Here is a 15,982-nt window from a genome sequence, read left to right as displayed (position 1 = left end):
GAACCACACCTTGAACGCCGAATTCGCCCAGGTCGAGGCCGCGCTCGAAGCGCGCGGCTTCTCCCGCTGGGATTTCACCCTCGACCGCATCAGGCAACTGCTCGACATGATGGGCGACCCGCAGCGGTCCTTCCGCTCGATCCACATCACCGGCACCAACGGCAAGACCTCGACCACCCGCATGATCGAGCGGCTGCTGCGCGGCCACGGCCTGCGCACCGGCATGTTCACCTCCCCGCACCTCAACACCGTCAACGAGCGCATCTGCGTCGACGGCGAGCCGATCGACTTCGACCGCTTCGCCGCCCAGTACTACGAGATCGCGCCGCTCGCCGACCTCGTCGACCGCGAGGCCGCCGAGCCGCTCACCTACTTCGAGATGACCGTCGCGCTCGCCATGGGCGCCTTCGCCGACACCCCGATCGACGTCGGCGTCATCGAGGTGGGCCTCGGCGGCGAGACCGACTCGACCAACATCCTCAATGCCGAGGTCGCCGTCATCACCCCCATCGGCATCGACCACACCAAGTGGCTCGGCGAGACCCTCGCCGAGATCGCGACCATGAAGGCCGGGATCGTCCACGAGGGCTCCACGCTCGTCACCTCCACGCAGGAGCGCTCGGCGATGGAGCCGCTGCTGCGCCGCGCCAACGCCGTCGGCGCGAAGCTCGTTCCCGAGGGCCGCGGCTTCGAGGTGACCGCCCGCGAGGTCGCCGTCGGCGGCCAGCTCGTGACGATCGAGACCCGCGCGGCCCGCTACGAGGACCTCTTCCTGCCCCTCCACGGCGAGTACCAGGCCCACAACGCCGCGCTCGCGCTCGCCGCCGTCGAGGTGCTCCTCGGCGCGGGCGAACCCAAGCCCCTCGACGCCGAGGTCGTCGGGGAGGCCTTCGCGGACTTCACGTCCCCCGGCCGCCTGGAGGTCGTGCGGACCGCCCCCACCGTCATCCTCGACGCCGCCCACAACCCCGCGGGCATGGAGGCCATGACGAAGGCCGTCGGCGAGGAGTTCAACTTCCGCAAGATCGTCGGCGTCGTCGGGATGCTCGCCGACAAGGACGCCGACCACATGCTCGAACTGCTCGAACCGCTCCTCGACGAGATCGTCGTGACGAAGTCCACCTCGGACCGGGCGATGCCCGCCGCGACGCTCGCGAAGCTCGCCCACGAGGTCTTCGGCGAGGAGCGCGTCGTCGTCGTCCCGCACCTGCGGGACGCGATCGCCCGCGGCATCGAACTCGCCGAGGAGGCCGACGACGTCTACGAGAGCGGCGGCGGCGTCCTCATCACCGGCTCGGTCTTCACCGTCGCCGACGCCCGCAAGATCCTGGTGGGCCGCCGTGGCTGAGCACGATCGACCCGGGCACGGCGAACACGGCGAGCACGCTCCCGAGGAGCCCGAAGAGGCCGAAGCGCCCTGGACCGAACCCGACGAGCTCCGCTCGGGCCTGCGCGACCCGGCCCGCGCCGCCCGCAGCCTCGCCGCGATGGCCCTGAGCTTCGAGGCCCTGGCGCTGCTGCTCGCGATCGTGCCGATGCGCATGATCCTCGACGACAGCACCACCGCCACGATCGCGATCGTCGTGCTCACCGTCGCGTGCGTCGTCCTCGCCGGGATGTCGCGCCGCACCTGGATCTGGCCCGCCGGAGCGGTGCTCCAGGTCGCCGTGATCGCCTGCTGGGCGCTGCACTGGGCCCTCGGCGCCGCCGGCGTCGTGTTCGCCGTCGTCTGGGCCTACTGCTGGTACGTGAAGGTCCAACTGGCGAGGCCCCCGAAGCGGTGAGCGTCGCACTGGAGACCGAGCGGCTGCTGCTGCGCCCGATCGAGGAGGCCGACGCCGAGGCGCTGGCGGTGATCAACGCCGACCCCGAGACCATGCGCTACATCGGCGACGGCCGGACCAGGACCCTCGCCGAGACCCGGGTCCTGGCCGGGAGGATCGCCGCGAACTGGGCCGAGCACGGCTGGGGTACCTTCGCCGCGATCGAAAGGGCCACTGACGAACTGGTGGGCATCGCGGTCATGGCGACGCCGACGTTCCTGCCGGAGATCCTGCCCGCCACCGAGATCGGCTGGCGGGTCCGGCGCGACCGCTGGGGCCGCGGCTACGCGCCCGAGGCGGCCGCGGCCGCCTTCGGCTTCGCGTTCGGCGCGGTCGGGCTCGACCGCGTGGTCTCGTGCGTCCACGCCGAGAACGCCGCTTCGATCCGCGTGGCCGAGAAGCTCGGCATGTCGCTCGAACGCGAGACGGTCGTCCCCGGCCACGCCGTGCCCTGCCGCGTCTACGAACGCAGGGCCCCGACCGCCTTAGTCGCAACCGCCGCCGGAGTCGCCGCCTCCGCCGCTCCCGGAGTCGCCGCTCGGGCCGCAGTCGTCGCCGGAGGACCCGCCGTACGAGCCGCCGTAGTGGCCGGCGCCGGAGTCCGAGTAGTGATGCGAGCCGGCCCGGCCCCTGGCCCGGCTGCCGCCGCGGGTGAGCGACACGATCAGGAACACGAGTCCGATCAGGACGAGGAACGTGATGAAACCGGTCATGTGGCCTCCTCGGGGGCGGGGCTTCGAGCGGTCAGGTTACTCCGGCGCCGCCACGCGGACGCGCCGTCGCCTTCCGCCGCACGGGCTCGGTCCGCGGCCCAGCCGCCGGGGATCGGGTCGCCGCCCGGTCGAGGGGCCTCGTCCTCGATCCGCTCGCGCCTGCGGCGGCGCCAGTCGCGGACGCCCGTCGCGGTCGCGGCGGCCAGCACGACGCCGATGATCACGCCCGCCAAGATCATTTCGACCATCTCGACTCCTCGTGCTCGGTGAAGACCGCTTCGTCCGGTTCGCAGACCCTACCGATACGACGCCACAACCCTCCTCCGAGGACGTTCCCGCAATGTCGGGTAGCCGACTCAACGCGTTCTGAGAGGGCATTCGCGTCGCATCGCCGTGCCATAGTGAAGCTGTCCGATTCGGTCCTGAGCGCATTCGGCGGTGGTCCCCTGTGAAGATGCAGCCCCGGCAACAGCTTCTCGACATCTGGAAGGCGCAGGTGGCCTACAGCTGGCGCCCGGTCGAGGGCGGCGGCCGCGGCAAGCAGTGGCACTGGGGCGGGCGCAACGACTCCGACGCCGTCGGCGACGCGCAGCAACTGCTGTGCCTGCTCTTCCCGGCCCAGGAGCTCCCCGAACTCAACTACGCCGACCCCGACGCCACGAGCGACGCCGTGCTCGACGCCCTCGCGGGCCTCGGCGACGCGGTCGAGATCCCCATCCGGATCATGCGCCTGATCGAGAACTACATGGAGAAGCACGTCGACGACGAGGGCGTGCCCGTCTACTCCGGCGGCTCCAACATGCACCGGGTCGACCGCACCCAGAAGGCCAACCCCGAGCAGCGGGCCATCGACGTCACCGAGGGCTTCGCGCTCGCGATCCCGCTGTGCCTCACCTCCCTGACCTTCCTGGCCGACTTCGGGCCCACCGTCGACCGCATGGGCCGCACCGACCTCATCGGCGAGCTGGAGCAGGTCGAGCAGAGCGTCCACCGCCGCCTCCTGGGCGCCATCACCGGACTCCTGCGCTCATTCGCGGTGTCCACCTTCGACGTCGACGACGAGTTCGGCCGCCAGCTCATCGCCCTGATCAACGTGGACGGCCAGCCCGACCGCAAGATCGTGCGCCGCTTCCGCGAGAACGCCGAGGAGATCATCGCCTCGCTGCGCAACATCACCGTCGGCTCGGGCGGCACCGCCGGCGTCGAGGCCCCCACGAAGCTCTTCGAGATCGGCTGGTCCTGGTCGGTCGTGGAGAAGGCCCCCGACATCCCCGACGTCTCCGACACCTCCACCCAGCGCGCCGGCCGCGCCGAGGACGCCCCCTACCTCTACTTCACCGTGGTCGCCCTCGAGGCCATCGCGACCCTCTTCTCCGCCAGGGTCATGCGCCGCAACCTCCTCACCGAGGAGGAGCAGCGCCTCGCCCAGTCCCTGCAACTGCGCCTGGACGTCACCCGCCGCTACTGGTCCATGGTCGCCTCCTTCGGCGGCGGCTCCAAGTGGCCCCTCGAAGACGTCCCCTGGCGCACCACCGACGGCCTCGAGTACGACTACTACACGCTCCTGGTCTGCGCGGTCGCCACCGAGAACTTCGGCGCCTCCCGCGGCGGCGACGACGACCTCATCCGCCTCGGCGAGGTCCTCACCGAACTCGCCAACCGCGGGCGCATCACCCGCCGCGCCCTCACCGGGGACCGCGCCATCGAGACCCACTTCCCCGGTGTCAAGGCCGAACTCGCCGGCATCGAGAAGCTCGACGGCCCCGCGATGGTCTGGAACATGGTCGACTTCGCGCCGCTGCTGCTCAAGCGCCTCTACCACGCGGCGGGCCTCCTGGTCACCATCGAGGCCCGCGCCCAGCTCCTCGACGTCGCCGACCAGGTCTGGGACCACCTGGCGCGCAGGCGCATCCGCGAGGGCCGCGCCGCGCGGCTGTGGGACCAGCCGCAGCAGACCTACCAGGAGCTCCCGAACTGGTTCGAGGACCCGTCCTGGCACTTCACCATCCGCGTGGTCGAGGCGATGGTGATCGCCGCCCAGTTCGCCACCTCCGACCCCGCCCGCTCGCGGAGCCTGGAGAGCCTCGCCCACGAACTGCTCGTCGAGGCCGAGCACGTCTACGACCAGGAGCTGCTGCGCGGCTCGGGGAACGCCGGCCCCGCGCTGGCCCAGGAGATCCGCTCGGTCGGCCTGACCATCGAGCACGCCAAGGAGATCGTCGACGAGCGCCCCGGCACCGCCTTCTCCCTGGGCGTCAAGGCCCTCATCGACCTCGACCGCCTCATCGCGGCCGAGCACGACGCCGAGACCGGAGTCTGACGATGCTCCTGTTCGCGACCTCCGACAAGGGGGGCACCGGCCGCTCGGTCTCCTCTTGCAACCTCGCCTACCGCCGCGCCCTCCAGGGCCGCAACGTCTGCTACGTGGACTTCGACTTCGGCTCGCCCACCGCCGGCGCGATCTTCGGCATCGACGAACTCGACCACGGCACCCGCGGCAACGGCATCCACGAGTACCTCCAGGACTTCGACTCCGAACCCGAACGCCACTCGGTGTGGGCCGAGAGCGACCGCCGCGAACTGCGCTCGCGCCCCGACGGCGCCGGCGAGCTCGTCCTGTGCCCCGGCGACGCCGACGGCTCGGAGTTCCCCGGCGACGACACCACCGTCGACCGCTGCGTCAAGCTCCTCCAAGAGCTCTCCGGCGAATTCGACCTCGTCATCGTCGACCTCAGCGCCGGCCGCTCCCACGCCACCGAGATGGTCATGTCCGCCACCGCCCGGCCCGAACTCGCGAACCTGCCCTGGCGCTGGATCGTCTTCCACCGCTGGACCAAGCAGCACGTGCTCGCCGCCCACTCCCTCGTCCACGGCGAGCGGGGCCTGCTGGAGACCGGCAAGGCCCACGGCGAGGACTACCAGCGCCGCCTCCTCGCCTCGATCCGCTACGTGCGCACCGCCGTGGTCGACCCCGACGGCTCCGACCTCTCGGGCCTCAAACCCACCCAGGTCCGGTGGCTGCGCAAGATCGACGCCGACCTGCACCAGATGGCCGCCCGCCTCAAACTCGGCCGCATGAACCTGCTCGGCTCGGTCCCGCTCGACCCGGTGCTCCAGTGGCGCGAGCAGATCATCACCGACGCCGACACCGTCACGCTCGACATCGCCAACCAGGAGACCGTCAAGGCCTTCTCGGAACTGGCCGCCCGCTCCGCCGAGGAGCTGTTCGTACCCGGCCTGGAGGCCATCGCCCGTGGCATCGAATGAGTGGACCGCATGACCTACGAGGAGACCAGCGCCAAGCAGCGCACCGAACGCTTCGCCATGTCCCACCTCTCGATCGAGGTCGGACACCTCTACGCCGAGGGCCTGAACCGGCCCGACCTCCTCAAAGAGGAGATGGCCTCGGCCGCCGCGTGGGTCCACGGCACCACCGAGGCGCTCAGCAAGCGCCTCGGCGGGCGCACGCCCCGCGTGAGCACCTGCTACCTCGTGGACGACTACTTCCACCGGGACCTGCCCGACCCCGAGCGGCTCATCGCCACCGTCACCGAGGCCGCCGCCGACGCCGGACTGCGCCTGGACTACCTCGCCCGCGAATCCGCCTGCGCCCGCATGGACGACCTCGACCTCGCCGCCCTCGTGGCCGGCCGCATCGTGTTCGAGCCGCCGCCGGGCGCCAACGGCTCGCGCCCGCCGGTCTCCCGCTCGGGCTGGCTCTGCAACGGCGTCCCCAGCCCCAAACCCAAGCGCATCGCCATGGGCGCGGCCGACCAGTGGACCCCGCCGAGCCAGAACGCCAAGAGGGAGCACTCGGTGTTCCTCGACATCGAACTGTGGAACGAGACCGAGACGGGCCGCCGCTGGTCCTGCCCCATGCTCGCCGCCGTCTGGCAGCTCGTGCGCCTCGGGGTCCTGCGCGACGAGGGCCGGCGCATCGGCACGCCCGAACCGGTCGAGTCGCTCGTCCCCGCCGAGTACGGCCACGACCCCGACCGGCCCGCCGGGAACCGCTTCCCCGAGACCTGGGCGGCCATGCCGCCGATCCTGCGGCTCAACGCGGACGCGTTCCCCTTCCCCGCCTACCGCACCGTCTCGGTCCTGTCGGTCGACTTCCTGGAGGTCGAGCACGCCGTGCGCGTCATCTGCGGCGCGGTCCGGCCCGACACCGGCGCGCTCGAGTCGATCCGCAAGTCCGCCGAACGCGAGGGCATGAAGCTCCCGGGCGAACTGGTCGACCGGCTCTCCTACATCTTCCAGGGACCGCTCTAGATAAGTGATAGTGCTGGTCCGCCGCGCCGGTCTGGCGCTGGCGGTCCTCCATGAGGTCGAGCATCTTCGCGGCCAGGTCCGCCGCGCCGTAGTCGATCTGCGAGCGCACCCGCTCGGTCATGGTCGTCCACTGCCGCGTCAGGCCCGGGCGCCGCTCCAGCGAGTCCCACATGAACTCCAGGTCCCGCGAGGTCCGCGCGCCCGCCGACCACAGGTGCAGCAGGTGGTCCACCACCGGCCGCAGGGTCCGCAGCGTGTGCCGCGGGTCCTCGCCGATCTTCGCCAGCGCGATCCGCGCCGAGACCGCGCTGAGCAGCCAGTCGTGGACGGCCAGGTCCTCCGCCGCGGCGGCCACCTGCTCGGGCTCGATCGGCCCGGTCACCAGGCTCATGCGGCGCCGGTCGGTGCCGACCAGGCGGAACGCCACGGCCCTGCCCGCGCCGGGGTCGGCGATGGCGGCCCACCGCAGCCGGGTCGAGCCGGTCTTGATCGGCGGGCGCTGGTCGAGCCCGGGCCGGGAGAGCACGTCGTGGAGGGAGTGGCGGGCGATCGCGGCGGCGTTGAGCAGCCCGGCGCGGTCGCGCCGGCTCTCGGCCGCCAGGTAGCCCTCGGCGAGCCTGCGGGCGTCGAAGTTCCCGATGGTCTCCAGCGTGCCGGGCCGGGCCAGGTAGTGCGACCAGGGCATGCGCCGCGGGTGCTCCGGCGGTTCGACGGCGGTCCAGGCCGAGCCCTGGAGCAGGTGCCCGCCGGTGAGGACGGCCCGTGAGCCGACGGTGCCGACCGCGCGCACCGAGCTGGCGGGCGCGGCGTCCTCGGCGTGCGGGTTCCCGCGTTTGGGGCCGAGCGGCAGGCGGCAGTCGACGCCGTGCAGGAGGATCGGCGAGGCCGTGTGGGGGACCGGCCTGGCCCATTGCACGACCGTCTCGCCGACCGCGAGCGCCAGGGCCGTGCGGGCCTCCTCGGGCGTGAGCGGCCGCGAATGCGGCAGCAGCGCGGTGTGGATCTCACCGATGATCAGCATGGGCGTTCACTCCGATCCGGCGCCGTTATTCGCGCTCCTTGTGCTCGGTGATGGCCAGGCCGTGCCCGTCCGGGTCGTGGAAGGAGGCGGCCCGCATCTGGTAGTTCTGCCCCAGCAGCGCGGTGCGCGGCAGGTGCAGGAATTCGACGCCGGCCTCGTTCATCTGCGCGAACGTGGCGTCGATGTCGCCGACTTCGAAGGTGAGGTGCATGACGCCGGTCTCGCCGGGCGGCGCGTCGGGCCGCTCCCACAGGAGGATCTTCCCGAACCCGGCGTCGAGGACGGCCGCTTCGGAGGTCCGGTCGGCGATGTGCAGTCCCAACGCGTCGGTGTAGAACTCGACCGACCGCTGGAGGTCGGCCACGACGAGGGTGGCGGCGACGTCGGTGACGTCGGTCCCGCCGAGCCGCTGCTCGGACAGGAGCAGTTCGGCCAGGTCGTGGCCGAGGCTGCGGTTCTCGCCGGAGGTGCGCTGGCGGGGCGGTCCCGGTGCGGCCGCGGCGACCGGGGTCTCCGGCGGGGCGGTGGCGACCGATTCGCCGCCGATCTGCTCGCTCGGCAGGGTGAAGCTCGTGCCCGGTGAGGCCTCGGGTGCGGCGGGAGGTTCGGGCTCCGGTTCGACCAGCACGGCGTCGACCGGCGTCGACTCGACCGGTGCGGTCACGGTCGCGACGCCCTCGACCGGCGGGTCCTCGACCACGACGGCCTCGACCGGTACGGCCGCAACCGGAACGGCATCGACCGGGGTTTCCACCGGGACCGCCTCGACCGGCGCCGATGCGGCCGGAGCCGCTTCAACGGGCGCGGTCGCCACCGGCGGCGCCTCCTGGGCGACGACGGTGTCGAGCAGGATCTCGGTCTCGTCCTCGCTCTCGGGCCTCGGGGGCGGTTCGAACAGGTCGTCGAGCGCTTCCATGGTGGCCTGCGCCGGTTCCTTGACCGGTGCGGGCCGCGGCGGGTCGTCCTCGACGATGAGGTCCTCGAGCCGGTGCTGCCCGATGGGCGGCGGGGCCGGGACCGGTTGCGGGAAGCGCCGGGCCGACCGCTCCACGGTGATGAAGGCGATGCAGCCGGCGAGGCACAGGAACGCGAGCACGGCGATGCCGACGTTCTGGGCCCCCAGGGCCATCGAGGTGAAGAAGAACGCGAGGATCAGTAAAGTGATGGCACCGACCGCGTGGGAGGTGCGCCAGCGCATCCGCCGGTCGCCGTTGAGCACCGTGCCGATGGCCTCGCCGCCCGCCGAGTGGTGCTGGCGGGAGTGGAGGTCCTTGAGCGCGTGCTGGTTGATCGCCCACCAGCGCGCCTCGTTCTGGCGGCGCTGCTGGTCGAGCAGGATGCGCTGCTGGCGCAGCTGCTCGGCGTTCGCCCCGCGCCCGGCGGTCTGGCGGGCGCCGCGCGGTGCGGCCTTGGCGGGTGCGGCCTTGCGGGCGCCGCCGGTCTTGGCGCCGCCCTTCGCGCCGCCTTTGGCAGCGCCTTTCGCCCCTCCTCGGGCGGCCCCGCCTTTCGCGGCGCCTCTGTTGGGCGCCTTGGAAGGCCGTGGGGCGGGCCGCGGTGGTTGGCTCCGGGGCATCGGGGACACCTCATCCACAACTGGGAAACCGGGTTTCAACGTGAATCGTACGTGGGTGAGGCAAGGGGCACAACATCGCTTAGGATGGCAGCCACTATCCGACAGTAGCTTTCAAGGGGTATTGCCAGTGTCTGAACAGCGCACGCTCGTGTTGATCAAACCCGACGCCGTGGAGCGCGGGCTCATCGGCGAGGTCCTGGCCCGCTTGGAGCGCAAGGGGCTGCGCATCGAGCAGCTGCGGCTGCGGACGATGGACGCGGCGCTGTCGGACGCGCACTACGCCGAGCACGTGGGCCGGGAGTACTACGAGGGCCTGCGGTCGTTCATGACGTCCGGTCCGCTGGTGAGCCTGATCGCCGCCGGCGACGAGGCGATCCCGGTGGTGCGCAAGCTGGCCGGTGCCACCGACGGGCGCAAGGCCGAGCCCGGGACGATCCGCGGCGACTTCTCGCTGTCGAACTCCCGCAACCTCATCCACGCCTCCGACTCCGAGGAGTCGGCGAAGCGCGAGATCGACCTCTGGTTCGCGGCCTGAGCCTGTTGGCGCACCGCTGACGACGCTGGCAGCGGTACGCGGCTCATGGGCCCGTTACGCCGGGCTCGGGTGGTTCAGCGCCGCCAGGTCGGCGGGGGTGTCGATGTCGAGCGGGTCGCCCGGGCAGGCGATCTCGGTGACGAGTCCGGGGTTGGCCGCGAGGAAGTCCCGCGCGCCCCTGTCCCCCGAGGCCCTGTCGGCGATCGCGCCGAGGTGCTCGCGGGCGAAGTACATCGGGTGCCCGCGCCGTCCCTCGTAGACCGCCACGGCCACCGAGGCCCCCTCCTCGGCGGCGGCGATGAGCCGCCGGACCGCCTCCGAGGCGATGCGCGGCTGGTCGACCAGCGTCACCACCACCCCGTCGTACCGCTCCGGCACGGCCGCGAGCCCCGCCTTGAGCGAGGTCGACAATCCCTGCCCCCAGCGCCGGTTGCGCACGGGCGTGAACGCCTCGTCCGCCGCGGCGAGCGCCTGCTCGGCGCCGGCGCCGAGGACGGCGAGGACCTGCCGGCAGCCGCCGCCCCTGAGCGTGGCGACGGCGCGGTCGAGCAGGCACCGCCCCTCGTAGTCGACGAGGGCCTTCGGCTGGCCGAAGCGCCTTCCGGCGCCCGCGGCGAGCACGAGCCCCGCGGTGTTCTTCATGTGTTCCCCCCTCTTCATGGTCCCGCCGCCGTGGCGGGACCGGACCGTTCGGTGCGCCGACGAGCCTCCGGGAAGGCTCAGTCCAGGCTCACCGCGAGCGCGAGGTCCATCCGGTCGAGAGGATTGCGCAGGTCGCGGCCGGTGAGCTCCTCGACCCGGCGCATCCGGTACCGGACGGTGTTGACGTGCAGGTGAAGACTGGTGGCGCACTGGCGCCAGGACCCGTCGCACTCCAGGAACCGCCGGAGGGTCGGCAGCAGGTCCGAGCGGTGCCGGGCGTCGTACTCCAGGAGCGGGTCGAGCACGCGGGTGCGGAAGGCCCGGCTCACGTCGGGCGGCACGGCCGCCAGCAGCATCCGGTGCGACACGAGGTGGTCCGGTTCGCTCACGTCGACCCGGCCGGGCCTCGGCTGCGCCAGCGCCGCGGTGTGCCGGGCCTGCTCCAGTGCCCCGCGCAGCCCTTCGGGTGAGCGGACCGGATCGGCGATGCCGACCGCGACGGCCCCGTCGGCCCCGGCGTTCGCGCCGCTCATGACCGCGGCGCAGTGCCGCGCCCACGCGACCAGGCCGCCGCGCTCCTCCATCGAAGCGGCCGGGCCCGCGAGGATCGCGACCGTCTCCTCGCCGACGGTCGCCCACGCGGCGGCCGGGGACGCGAGCGGGTCGTCCACGCTGTCGGGCCCGCACACGGTCTCGGCCACGACGACCTCCCGCAGCGCCTCCGGCTCCCCGGTGGCGACGATGACGGTGACCGCGCCGCCGACCGGCAGCCCGGCCGAACGCATCAGGTGCTCGTCGACCCTGCCCTCCTGCAACGCGGTGACGAGCTCGACGTGCGGCGCGGGCCGCACGGCCGGGTCGTCGAGTTCGAGCATGAGCAGCGCCGAGAGCTGCTCGGCGACCAGGCGCCGCTCCGGCGGCCACCGCGTGTGGTCGTCGTCGATCACCAGGAACCGTCCGGTGTGGATGGTCGAGCCGATCCCGAACACCGAATGGCACCGGTGGCGGTCCAGCGTCACCTTCTGCGGCAGCCGGGCCGCGGCGTGCGCCCTCGTCACCACCGCGGTCCGCTCGGTCTCGCTCAGTTCGAGGCCCCCGCGCAGCGCCCGCCCCGTCGGCGAGAGCACCAGGCACTCCATGCCCAGCTCACGGCGGATGAGTTCGAGGATCTGCCCGATCCCGTCGGCGGCGATGAGCCGCCGGTGCCGGTCCAGCAGCGACGCCAGGTCCCCGGAGCGGCCCACCGACAGCCGCTGCACGATCCGCTCGGTGATCTCGGCGAACGCCACCTCGGCGTCCACGGCGAACAGCGGCAGGTCGTGCTGGGCGCACGCGTCCACCAGATCCTCCGGCACCGCATGGAACTCCGGGTGGTCGCCCGCCCCGAGCGCGGTCACCCCGGCGGCGATCAGGTTGCGCACGAACGTGTCCGAGTCGCACTCGGCCCGGCGCCACATCATCCCGGTGAGCACCAGCTCCCCGCCCGAGAGGTACCGGCGCGGGTCGTGCAGGTCAGTGGGGACGACCCAGCGGATCTCGCGGTCGAGGTGGTGGCGTCCCGAGACCAGGGTCAGCCCCAGCTCGGGCATTTGCAGCAGTGAACGCAGTCGCATGGGGCCCCCAGGGGTCCGGCCTTCTCGCAGGCGGTCGGGACGCGGTAGGTAAGGCCACCATAGCCCCGCCCGCGGCGCGGGTTTGGACGATCCTCCAGCATTTAACGGCGCAGAAATCAAGGTTTCATAGCCGGTGACCATGGCCCGAACCTCGGGATTCGGCTTCACTTACCCGACACGCCCCGAACATGCGACGGTGGGAGTGCGCAATGCCGACGGGACCGGAACGGGAGGCGCCGATGTGGACGCTCGGAGCGTTCAACGCGATGGACGCCGCCGACGCGGCGCGGGTCCTGACGGCCTGCTGCGCGTCGCGGGCCTGGGCCGAGAAGCTCGTCTCGGGCCGCCCGTACGCATCGACCGCCGCTTTGAAGGCCGCGGCGCTGGCCGGATTCGACGCGCTGGAGGCGTCCGAACTGGCCGTCGCGCACGCCGCCCACCCGAAGATCGGTGGGCCCGGCGGCACCGAGGCGACCTGGTCGCGCGATGAGCAGTCCCGGGCGATGACCGCCGGTGAGAAAGTCCAGGCCGCGCTCGCCGAGGCCAACGCCGCCTACGAGCGCCGCTTCGGGAAGGTCTTCCTGATCTGCGCGACCGGCCTGACGGGGGAGCAGATCCTCGCCGAGGCCCAGCGCCGCTTGGGGAACGACGACGCGACCGAATACGCCGAGTCGGTCGCCGAACTGCGCAAGATCGTGGCGCTGCGCCTCGACAAGTCGTTCGAGGAGGCACGGCCATGACCGAACCCGCCCTTGTGCCCGACCGCGACCCGCGCGAGGAGGCTCGGCCATGACCACCGTGTCCTCCCACGTGCTCGACGCCGTGACCGGCACCCCCGCCACCGGGGTGCGCCTGACCCTGATCCGCCTCGGCAACGAAGCCGCCGAGGTCCGCACCGGCCTCACCGACGCCGACGGCCGCGTCTCGGGCTGGGAGACCGCCCCGGGGCCGCACCGCATTCGGTTCGACACGGGCGCGTGGTTCGCCGCCAGAGGCATCGCGACGTTCTACCCCGAGGTCGCGATCGACTTCCTTGCCGACGAGCGCCATTGCCACGTGCCGCTGCTCCTGAGCCCTTTCGCCTATTCCACCTACCGAGGGAGCTAGATGCCGAACGACGAGCCGCAGCACCGCTTCTCCCTGGGCCCCAACAACTACGGCAAGTCCGGGATACGCCTGGTGCGCGTCGGGCGCGAGACGCCCCGACACGAGATCCGCGACCTGACCGTGCACACCGCGCTCGCCGGGGACCTCGACGCGACCCATTACACCGGCGACAACACGGGCGTCCTGCCCACGGACACGCAGAAGAACACCGTGTACGCGCTGGCGCGGGACGGCATCGGCCCGATCGAGGCCTTCGCCGAACGCCTCGCCCGGCACTTCGTGGACCGCACCCCGGCGATCACGACCGCGCGCGTCCAGATCGAAGAGCAGGCCTGGACGCGCATCGGCGACCACTCCTTCACCCGCGGCGAACGGGGCGAACTGCGCACCGCCGAGGCCGTCTACGACGGCGAGGCCGCCGCGATCGCCTCCGGCGTCCGCGACCTACTGCTGCTCAACACCACCGACTCGGAGTTCAACGGCTTCCTGGCCGACGAGTACACGACCCTCCCCGAGACCGACGACCGCATCCTCGCCACGGCGGTCACCGCGACCTGGACCTACACGCCCGCCGACACGGCAGTCCCCGACATCGACACCGGCGCGACCGCAGCCGACACCCAGGCCACCGCTCCCGGCCACGGCATCACCTACGACCGCGCCTTCTACGACCGTGCGTTCACCGCCGCCCGCGGCGCGCTCCTCGAAGCGTTCGCCGACACGTACTCGCTCTCGCTGCAACAGACCCTTTACGCCGTCGGCGAGCGCATACTGAGGGCGGTGCCCGAGATCGGCGAGGTGCGTCTGTCCCTGCCGAACCGGCACCACTACCTGTTCGACCTCGAACGGTTCGGCCTCGACAACCCCGGCGTGGTCTTCCAGGCCGGGGACCTGCCGTACGGACTCATCGAAGGCACGGTCCGAAGGGAGGCGGCATGACGGCACCCGTACCGGCCACCACCACGGCCCCCGCCGACTTCGAGTTCCACCGGCCCGCCGACACCGCCGAGGCCCTGCGCCTCCTCGCCCAGCGGCCCGAGACCGTGCCGATCGCCGGCGGCACCGACCTCATGGTCGCCGTCAACTACCGCCACACCCGGCCCGCGGCGATGCTCGACCTCACCGGCCTCGCCGAGCTGCGCCAATGGACCGACGAAGGCGCGTCGATCCGCATCGGCGCGGGCGTGCCCTACGCCCGGATCGTCGCCGAACTCGCCACCGTCCTGCCCAGCCTGGCCGCCGCCTCCCGCACCGTCGGCTCCCCGCAGATCCGCAACCGCGGCACCCTCGGCGGCAACCTCGCCACCGCCTCACCGGCGGGCGACGGCCACCCGCCGCTCCTCGCCACCGGCGCCTGCGTCGAGATCGCCTCCCTCGAAGGCACCCGGACCGTGGACGCCGCCGACTTCTACACCGGCCCCAAACGAAGCGTGCTCGAACCGGGGGAGCTGGTCACGGCCGTGACCGTCCCGAAGGCCGCCGGGCCGCAGCAGTTCCTCAAGGTCGGCACCCGCAACGCCATGGTCATCGCGGTCTGCTCCCTCGCGGTGTCCCTCGACCTCGACCGGCGCCGACTCGGCACCGGCATCGGCTCGGCCGGACCCACCCCGCTCCGCGCACCCGAGGCCGAGCAGATCGACCTGCCTTGGGCCGCACCCTCTCGCCTCGACGACGCCCTCCTCATCGAGTTCGGCCGCCGCGTCGCCGCCGCGGCCCGCCCGATCGACGACGTGCGCTCCACCGCCGAGTACCGCCGCCACGCCCTGGCCGTGTGCGCCGCCCGAGCGCTCCGCCGAGTGTGGACCGCCGCCCACGAGAGGAGCGCATGATGCGAGTGACGATGCGCGTCGACGGCGCGGACACGGCCGCGGACATCGACAGGCCCGGAGAGAGCCTGCTCGCCACCCTGCGCGACCGACTCGCCCTCACCGGCACCAAGAACGCCTGCGAACAGGGCGAATGCGGTTCGTGCACCGTGCTGCTCGACGGCGATCCGGTGTGCGCGTGCCTGGTCGCGACCGCCCAATGCGAAGGCCGCGAAGTGCGGACCGTCGTCGGCGCGGTGCCGAGAGCCGTCCGGGACGCCTTCCTCACCTGCGGCGCGGTCCAATGCGGCTTCTGCACCCCGGGACTGCTGGTCACGGTTGCCGACCTGCTCGAACGAGAAGCCGACCCGAGCGACCTGCGGATCCGAGAGGCGCTGGCGGGCAACCTGTGCCGATGCACCGGCTACGAGAAGATCATCGAAGCCGTGCACGTGGCAGCGGCCGCGAGCGTGTCCGGCGCAGAAGAGGCACGGGCGACCGACGCCACCGCTTGGCCCGAGGCCGCGACGACACCCGCCGTCGACGCGCCGGCGCCCGATTCGGTCGCGCCCAGCGCCGCTGCGCCGCCCGCGACCGAACGCACCGGCGATGCCCGGCCATCGGCAGGTGAGCCGCAATGAGCGTCGAGCCGAGTCTCCCCCGAGCGATCACGAAGGGCACCGACGAGGACTTCGCGCCCGTGCAAGCCATCGCGCGTGAAACCGCGCGAACGGGCTCGACCGTCCACACGACCCGCCCAGCCCAGCACTTCGCACCCGGCGCAAGACAGCGTTCCGCAACCGCAACCGTTCGCACCGCTTCCACGGCCCCGGCCACCGCCCTCGTCACCGACGCGTCGCTCCCGCGACCGTCCACTG

15 protein-coding genes and 1 pseudogene are annotated in these 15,982 nt (G+C 72.3%); 12 read left to right on the top strand and 4 right to left on the bottom strand.

Annotation, left to right across the window (positions count from 1 at the left end; genetic code table 11):
* The first annotated feature begins 10 nt into the window (after positions 1-10).
* The 6 genes from IF12_RS0104995 to IF12_RS26485 all read left to right on the top strand — a co-directional run bounded on the left by IF12_RS0104995 (position 11) and on the right by IF12_RS26485 (position 6,808).
* Positions 11-1,348: a folylpolyglutamate synthase/dihydrofolate synthase family protein gene (locus IF12_RS0104995; protein WP_030155246.1), complete on the top strand. Its 1,338-nt coding sequence runs from the start codon at positions 11-13 to the stop codon at positions 1,346-1,348.
* A complete protein-coding gene (locus IF12_RS0104990) occupies positions 1,341-1,784 on the top strand; it encodes a DUF4233 domain-containing protein (protein ID WP_197034609.1) in 444 nt (147 codons plus the stop codon). Before IF12_RS0104995 ends, IF12_RS0104990 begins: the two co-directional genes overlap by 8 nt.
* On the top strand, positions 1,781-2,806 hold the full coding sequence (locus IF12_RS25490) for a GNAT family N-acetyltransferase (RefSeq protein WP_197034608.1): 1,026 nt from the start codon (positions 1,781-1,783) through the stop codon (positions 2,804-2,806). The genes IF12_RS0104990 and IF12_RS25490 overlap by 4 nt, the downstream gene beginning before the upstream one ends.
* Positions 2,807-2,990: 184 nt before the next feature.
* On the top strand, positions 2,991-4,856 hold the full coding sequence (locus IF12_RS0104980) for an SCO2524 family protein (protein ID WP_133884402.1): 1,866 nt from the start codon (positions 2,991-2,993) through the stop codon (positions 4,854-4,856).
* A 2-nt stretch (positions 4,857-4,858) separates the two neighbouring features.
* Positions 4,859-5,803 (top strand): SCO2523 family variant P-loop protein, encoded by a 945-nt coding sequence (locus IF12_RS0104975; protein ID WP_030155238.1) that lies wholly within the window; start codon positions 4,859-4,861, stop codon positions 5,801-5,803.
* Between the two features lie 9 nt (positions 5,804-5,812).
* Entirely contained in the window at positions 5,813-6,808 is a 996-nt protein-coding gene (locus tag IF12_RS26485) for an SCO2522 family protein (RefSeq protein ID WP_030155236.1), read from the top strand.
* An 85-nt stretch (positions 6,809-6,893) separates the two neighbouring features.
* On the opposite strand, the pseudogene IF12_RS26050 reads toward IF12_RS26485, so the two are convergent.
* Positions 6,894-7,829: pseudogene (locus IF12_RS26050) on the bottom strand (SCO2521 family protein); the annotation flags it as partial.
* 25 nt (positions 7,830-7,854) lie between these two features.
* Complete coding sequence (locus IF12_RS0104960; protein ID WP_133884401.1) at positions 7,855-9,402, bottom strand: VOC family protein; 1,548 nt, start codon at positions 9,400-9,402, stop codon at positions 7,855-7,857.
* 127 nt (positions 9,403-9,529) lie between these two features.
* On the opposite strand from IF12_RS0104960, the gene ndk reads away from it, so the two are divergent.
* Positions 9,530-9,937: a nucleoside-diphosphate kinase gene (ndk, locus tag IF12_RS26480; RefSeq protein ID WP_231492331.1), complete on the top strand. Its 408-nt coding sequence runs from the start codon at positions 9,530-9,532 to the stop codon at positions 9,935-9,937.
* Positions 9,938-9,991: 54 nt separating this feature from the next.
* Here the strand turns inward: ndk and IF12_RS0104950 are convergent, their stop codons facing one another.
* Together IF12_RS0104950 and IF12_RS0104945 are read right to left on the bottom strand one after the other, a co-directional pair.
* A complete protein-coding gene (locus IF12_RS0104950) occupies positions 9,992-10,579 on the bottom strand; it encodes an NTP transferase domain-containing protein (protein WP_030155228.1) in 588 nt (195 codons plus the stop codon).
* A 77-nt stretch (positions 10,580-10,656) separates the two neighbouring features.
* Entirely contained in the window at positions 10,657-12,192 is a 1,536-nt protein-coding gene (locus tag IF12_RS0104945; RefSeq protein ID WP_030155226.1) for a PucR family transcriptional regulator, read from the bottom strand.
* Between the two features lie 209 nt (positions 12,193-12,401).
* Between IF12_RS0104945 and uraD the strand changes: the two genes are divergently transcribed.
* From uraD to IF12_RS0104920, 5 genes are read left to right on the top strand one after another with little or no spacing between them, the layout of a single operon-like run.
* Positions 12,402-12,932, top strand: a complete 531-nt coding sequence (gene uraD, locus IF12_RS0104940) for a 2-oxo-4-hydroxy-4-carboxy-5-ureidoimidazoline decarboxylase (protein WP_197034605.1) — start codon at positions 12,402-12,404, stop codon at positions 12,930-12,932.
* A gap of 49 nt (positions 12,933-12,981) precedes the next feature.
* A complete protein-coding gene (gene uraH / locus IF12_RS0104935) occupies positions 12,982-13,299 on the top strand; it encodes a hydroxyisourate hydrolase (protein ID WP_030155223.1) in 318 nt (105 codons plus the stop codon).
* Positions 13,300-14,238: a factor-independent urate hydroxylase gene (pucL, locus tag IF12_RS0104930; protein WP_030155221.1), complete on the top strand. Its 939-nt coding sequence runs from the start codon at positions 13,300-13,302 to the stop codon at positions 14,236-14,238.
* Positions 14,235-15,128: a xanthine dehydrogenase family protein subunit M gene (locus IF12_RS0104925; RefSeq protein WP_051703979.1), complete on the top strand. Its 894-nt coding sequence runs from the start codon at positions 14,235-14,237 to the stop codon at positions 15,126-15,128. Before pucL ends, IF12_RS0104925 begins: the two co-directional genes overlap by 4 nt.
* An 11-nt stretch (positions 15,129-15,139) precedes the next feature.
* Positions 15,140-15,745: a (2Fe-2S)-binding protein gene (locus IF12_RS0104920; protein ID WP_231492330.1), complete on the top strand. Its 606-nt coding sequence runs from the start codon at positions 15,140-15,142 to the stop codon at positions 15,743-15,745.
* Positions 15,746-15,982: the final 237 nt, after the last annotated feature.

It is taken from the genome of Glycomyces sp. NRRL B-16210 (assembly GCF_000719515.1).
Classification (GTDB): domain Bacteria; phylum Actinomycetota; class Actinomycetes; order Mycobacteriales; family Micromonosporaceae; genus Glycomyces.
Note: the sequence above shows the minus strand (reverse complement) of the source record. Positions and strands in the feature narration are given on the sequence as shown.

What these genes read in the sequence shown, in the direction of transcription:
- pucL (WP_030155221.1), top strand. Translation starts at nt 13,300, where the DNA reads ATGCCGAACGACGAGCCGCAGCACCGCTTCTCCCTGGGCCCCAACAAC.
- uraH (WP_030155223.1), top strand. Translation starts at nt 12,982, where the DNA reads ATGACCACCGTGTCCTCCCACGTGCTCGACGCCGTGACCGGCACCCCC.
- IF12_RS0104980 (WP_133884402.1), top strand. Translation starts at nt 2,991, where the DNA reads ATGCAGCCCCGGCAACAGCTTCTCGACATCTGGAAGGCGCAGGTGGCC.
- IF12_RS0104975 (WP_030155238.1), top strand. Translation starts at nt 4,859, where the DNA reads ATGCTCCTGTTCGCGACCTCCGACAAGGGGGGCACCGGCCGCTCGGTC.
- IF12_RS0104945 (WP_030155226.1), bottom strand. Translation starts at nt 12,192, where the DNA reads ATGCGACTGCGTTCACTGCTGCAAATGCCCGAGCTGGGGCTGACCCTG.
- IF12_RS0104950 (WP_030155228.1), bottom strand. Translation starts at nt 10,579, where the DNA reads ATGAAGAACACCGCGGGGCTCGTGCTCGCCGCGGGCGCCGGAAGGCGC.
- IF12_RS0104960 (WP_133884401.1), bottom strand. Translation starts at nt 9,402, where the DNA reads ATGCCCCGGAGCCAACCACCGCGGCCCGCCCCACGGCCTTCCAAGGCG.
- uraD (WP_197034605.1), top strand. Translation starts at nt 12,402, where the DNA reads ATGCCGACGGGACCGGAACGGGAGGCGCCGATGTGGACGCTCGGAGCG.
- IF12_RS0104925 (WP_051703979.1), top strand. Translation starts at nt 14,235, where the DNA reads ATGACGGCACCCGTACCGGCCACCACCACGGCCCCCGCCGACTTCGAG.
- IF12_RS0104920 (WP_231492330.1), top strand. Translation starts at nt 15,140, where the DNA reads ATGCGCGTCGACGGCGCGGACACGGCCGCGGACATCGACAGGCCCGGA.
- IF12_RS26485 (WP_030155236.1), top strand. Translation starts at nt 5,813, where the DNA reads ATGACCTACGAGGAGACCAGCGCCAAGCAGCGCACCGAACGCTTCGCC.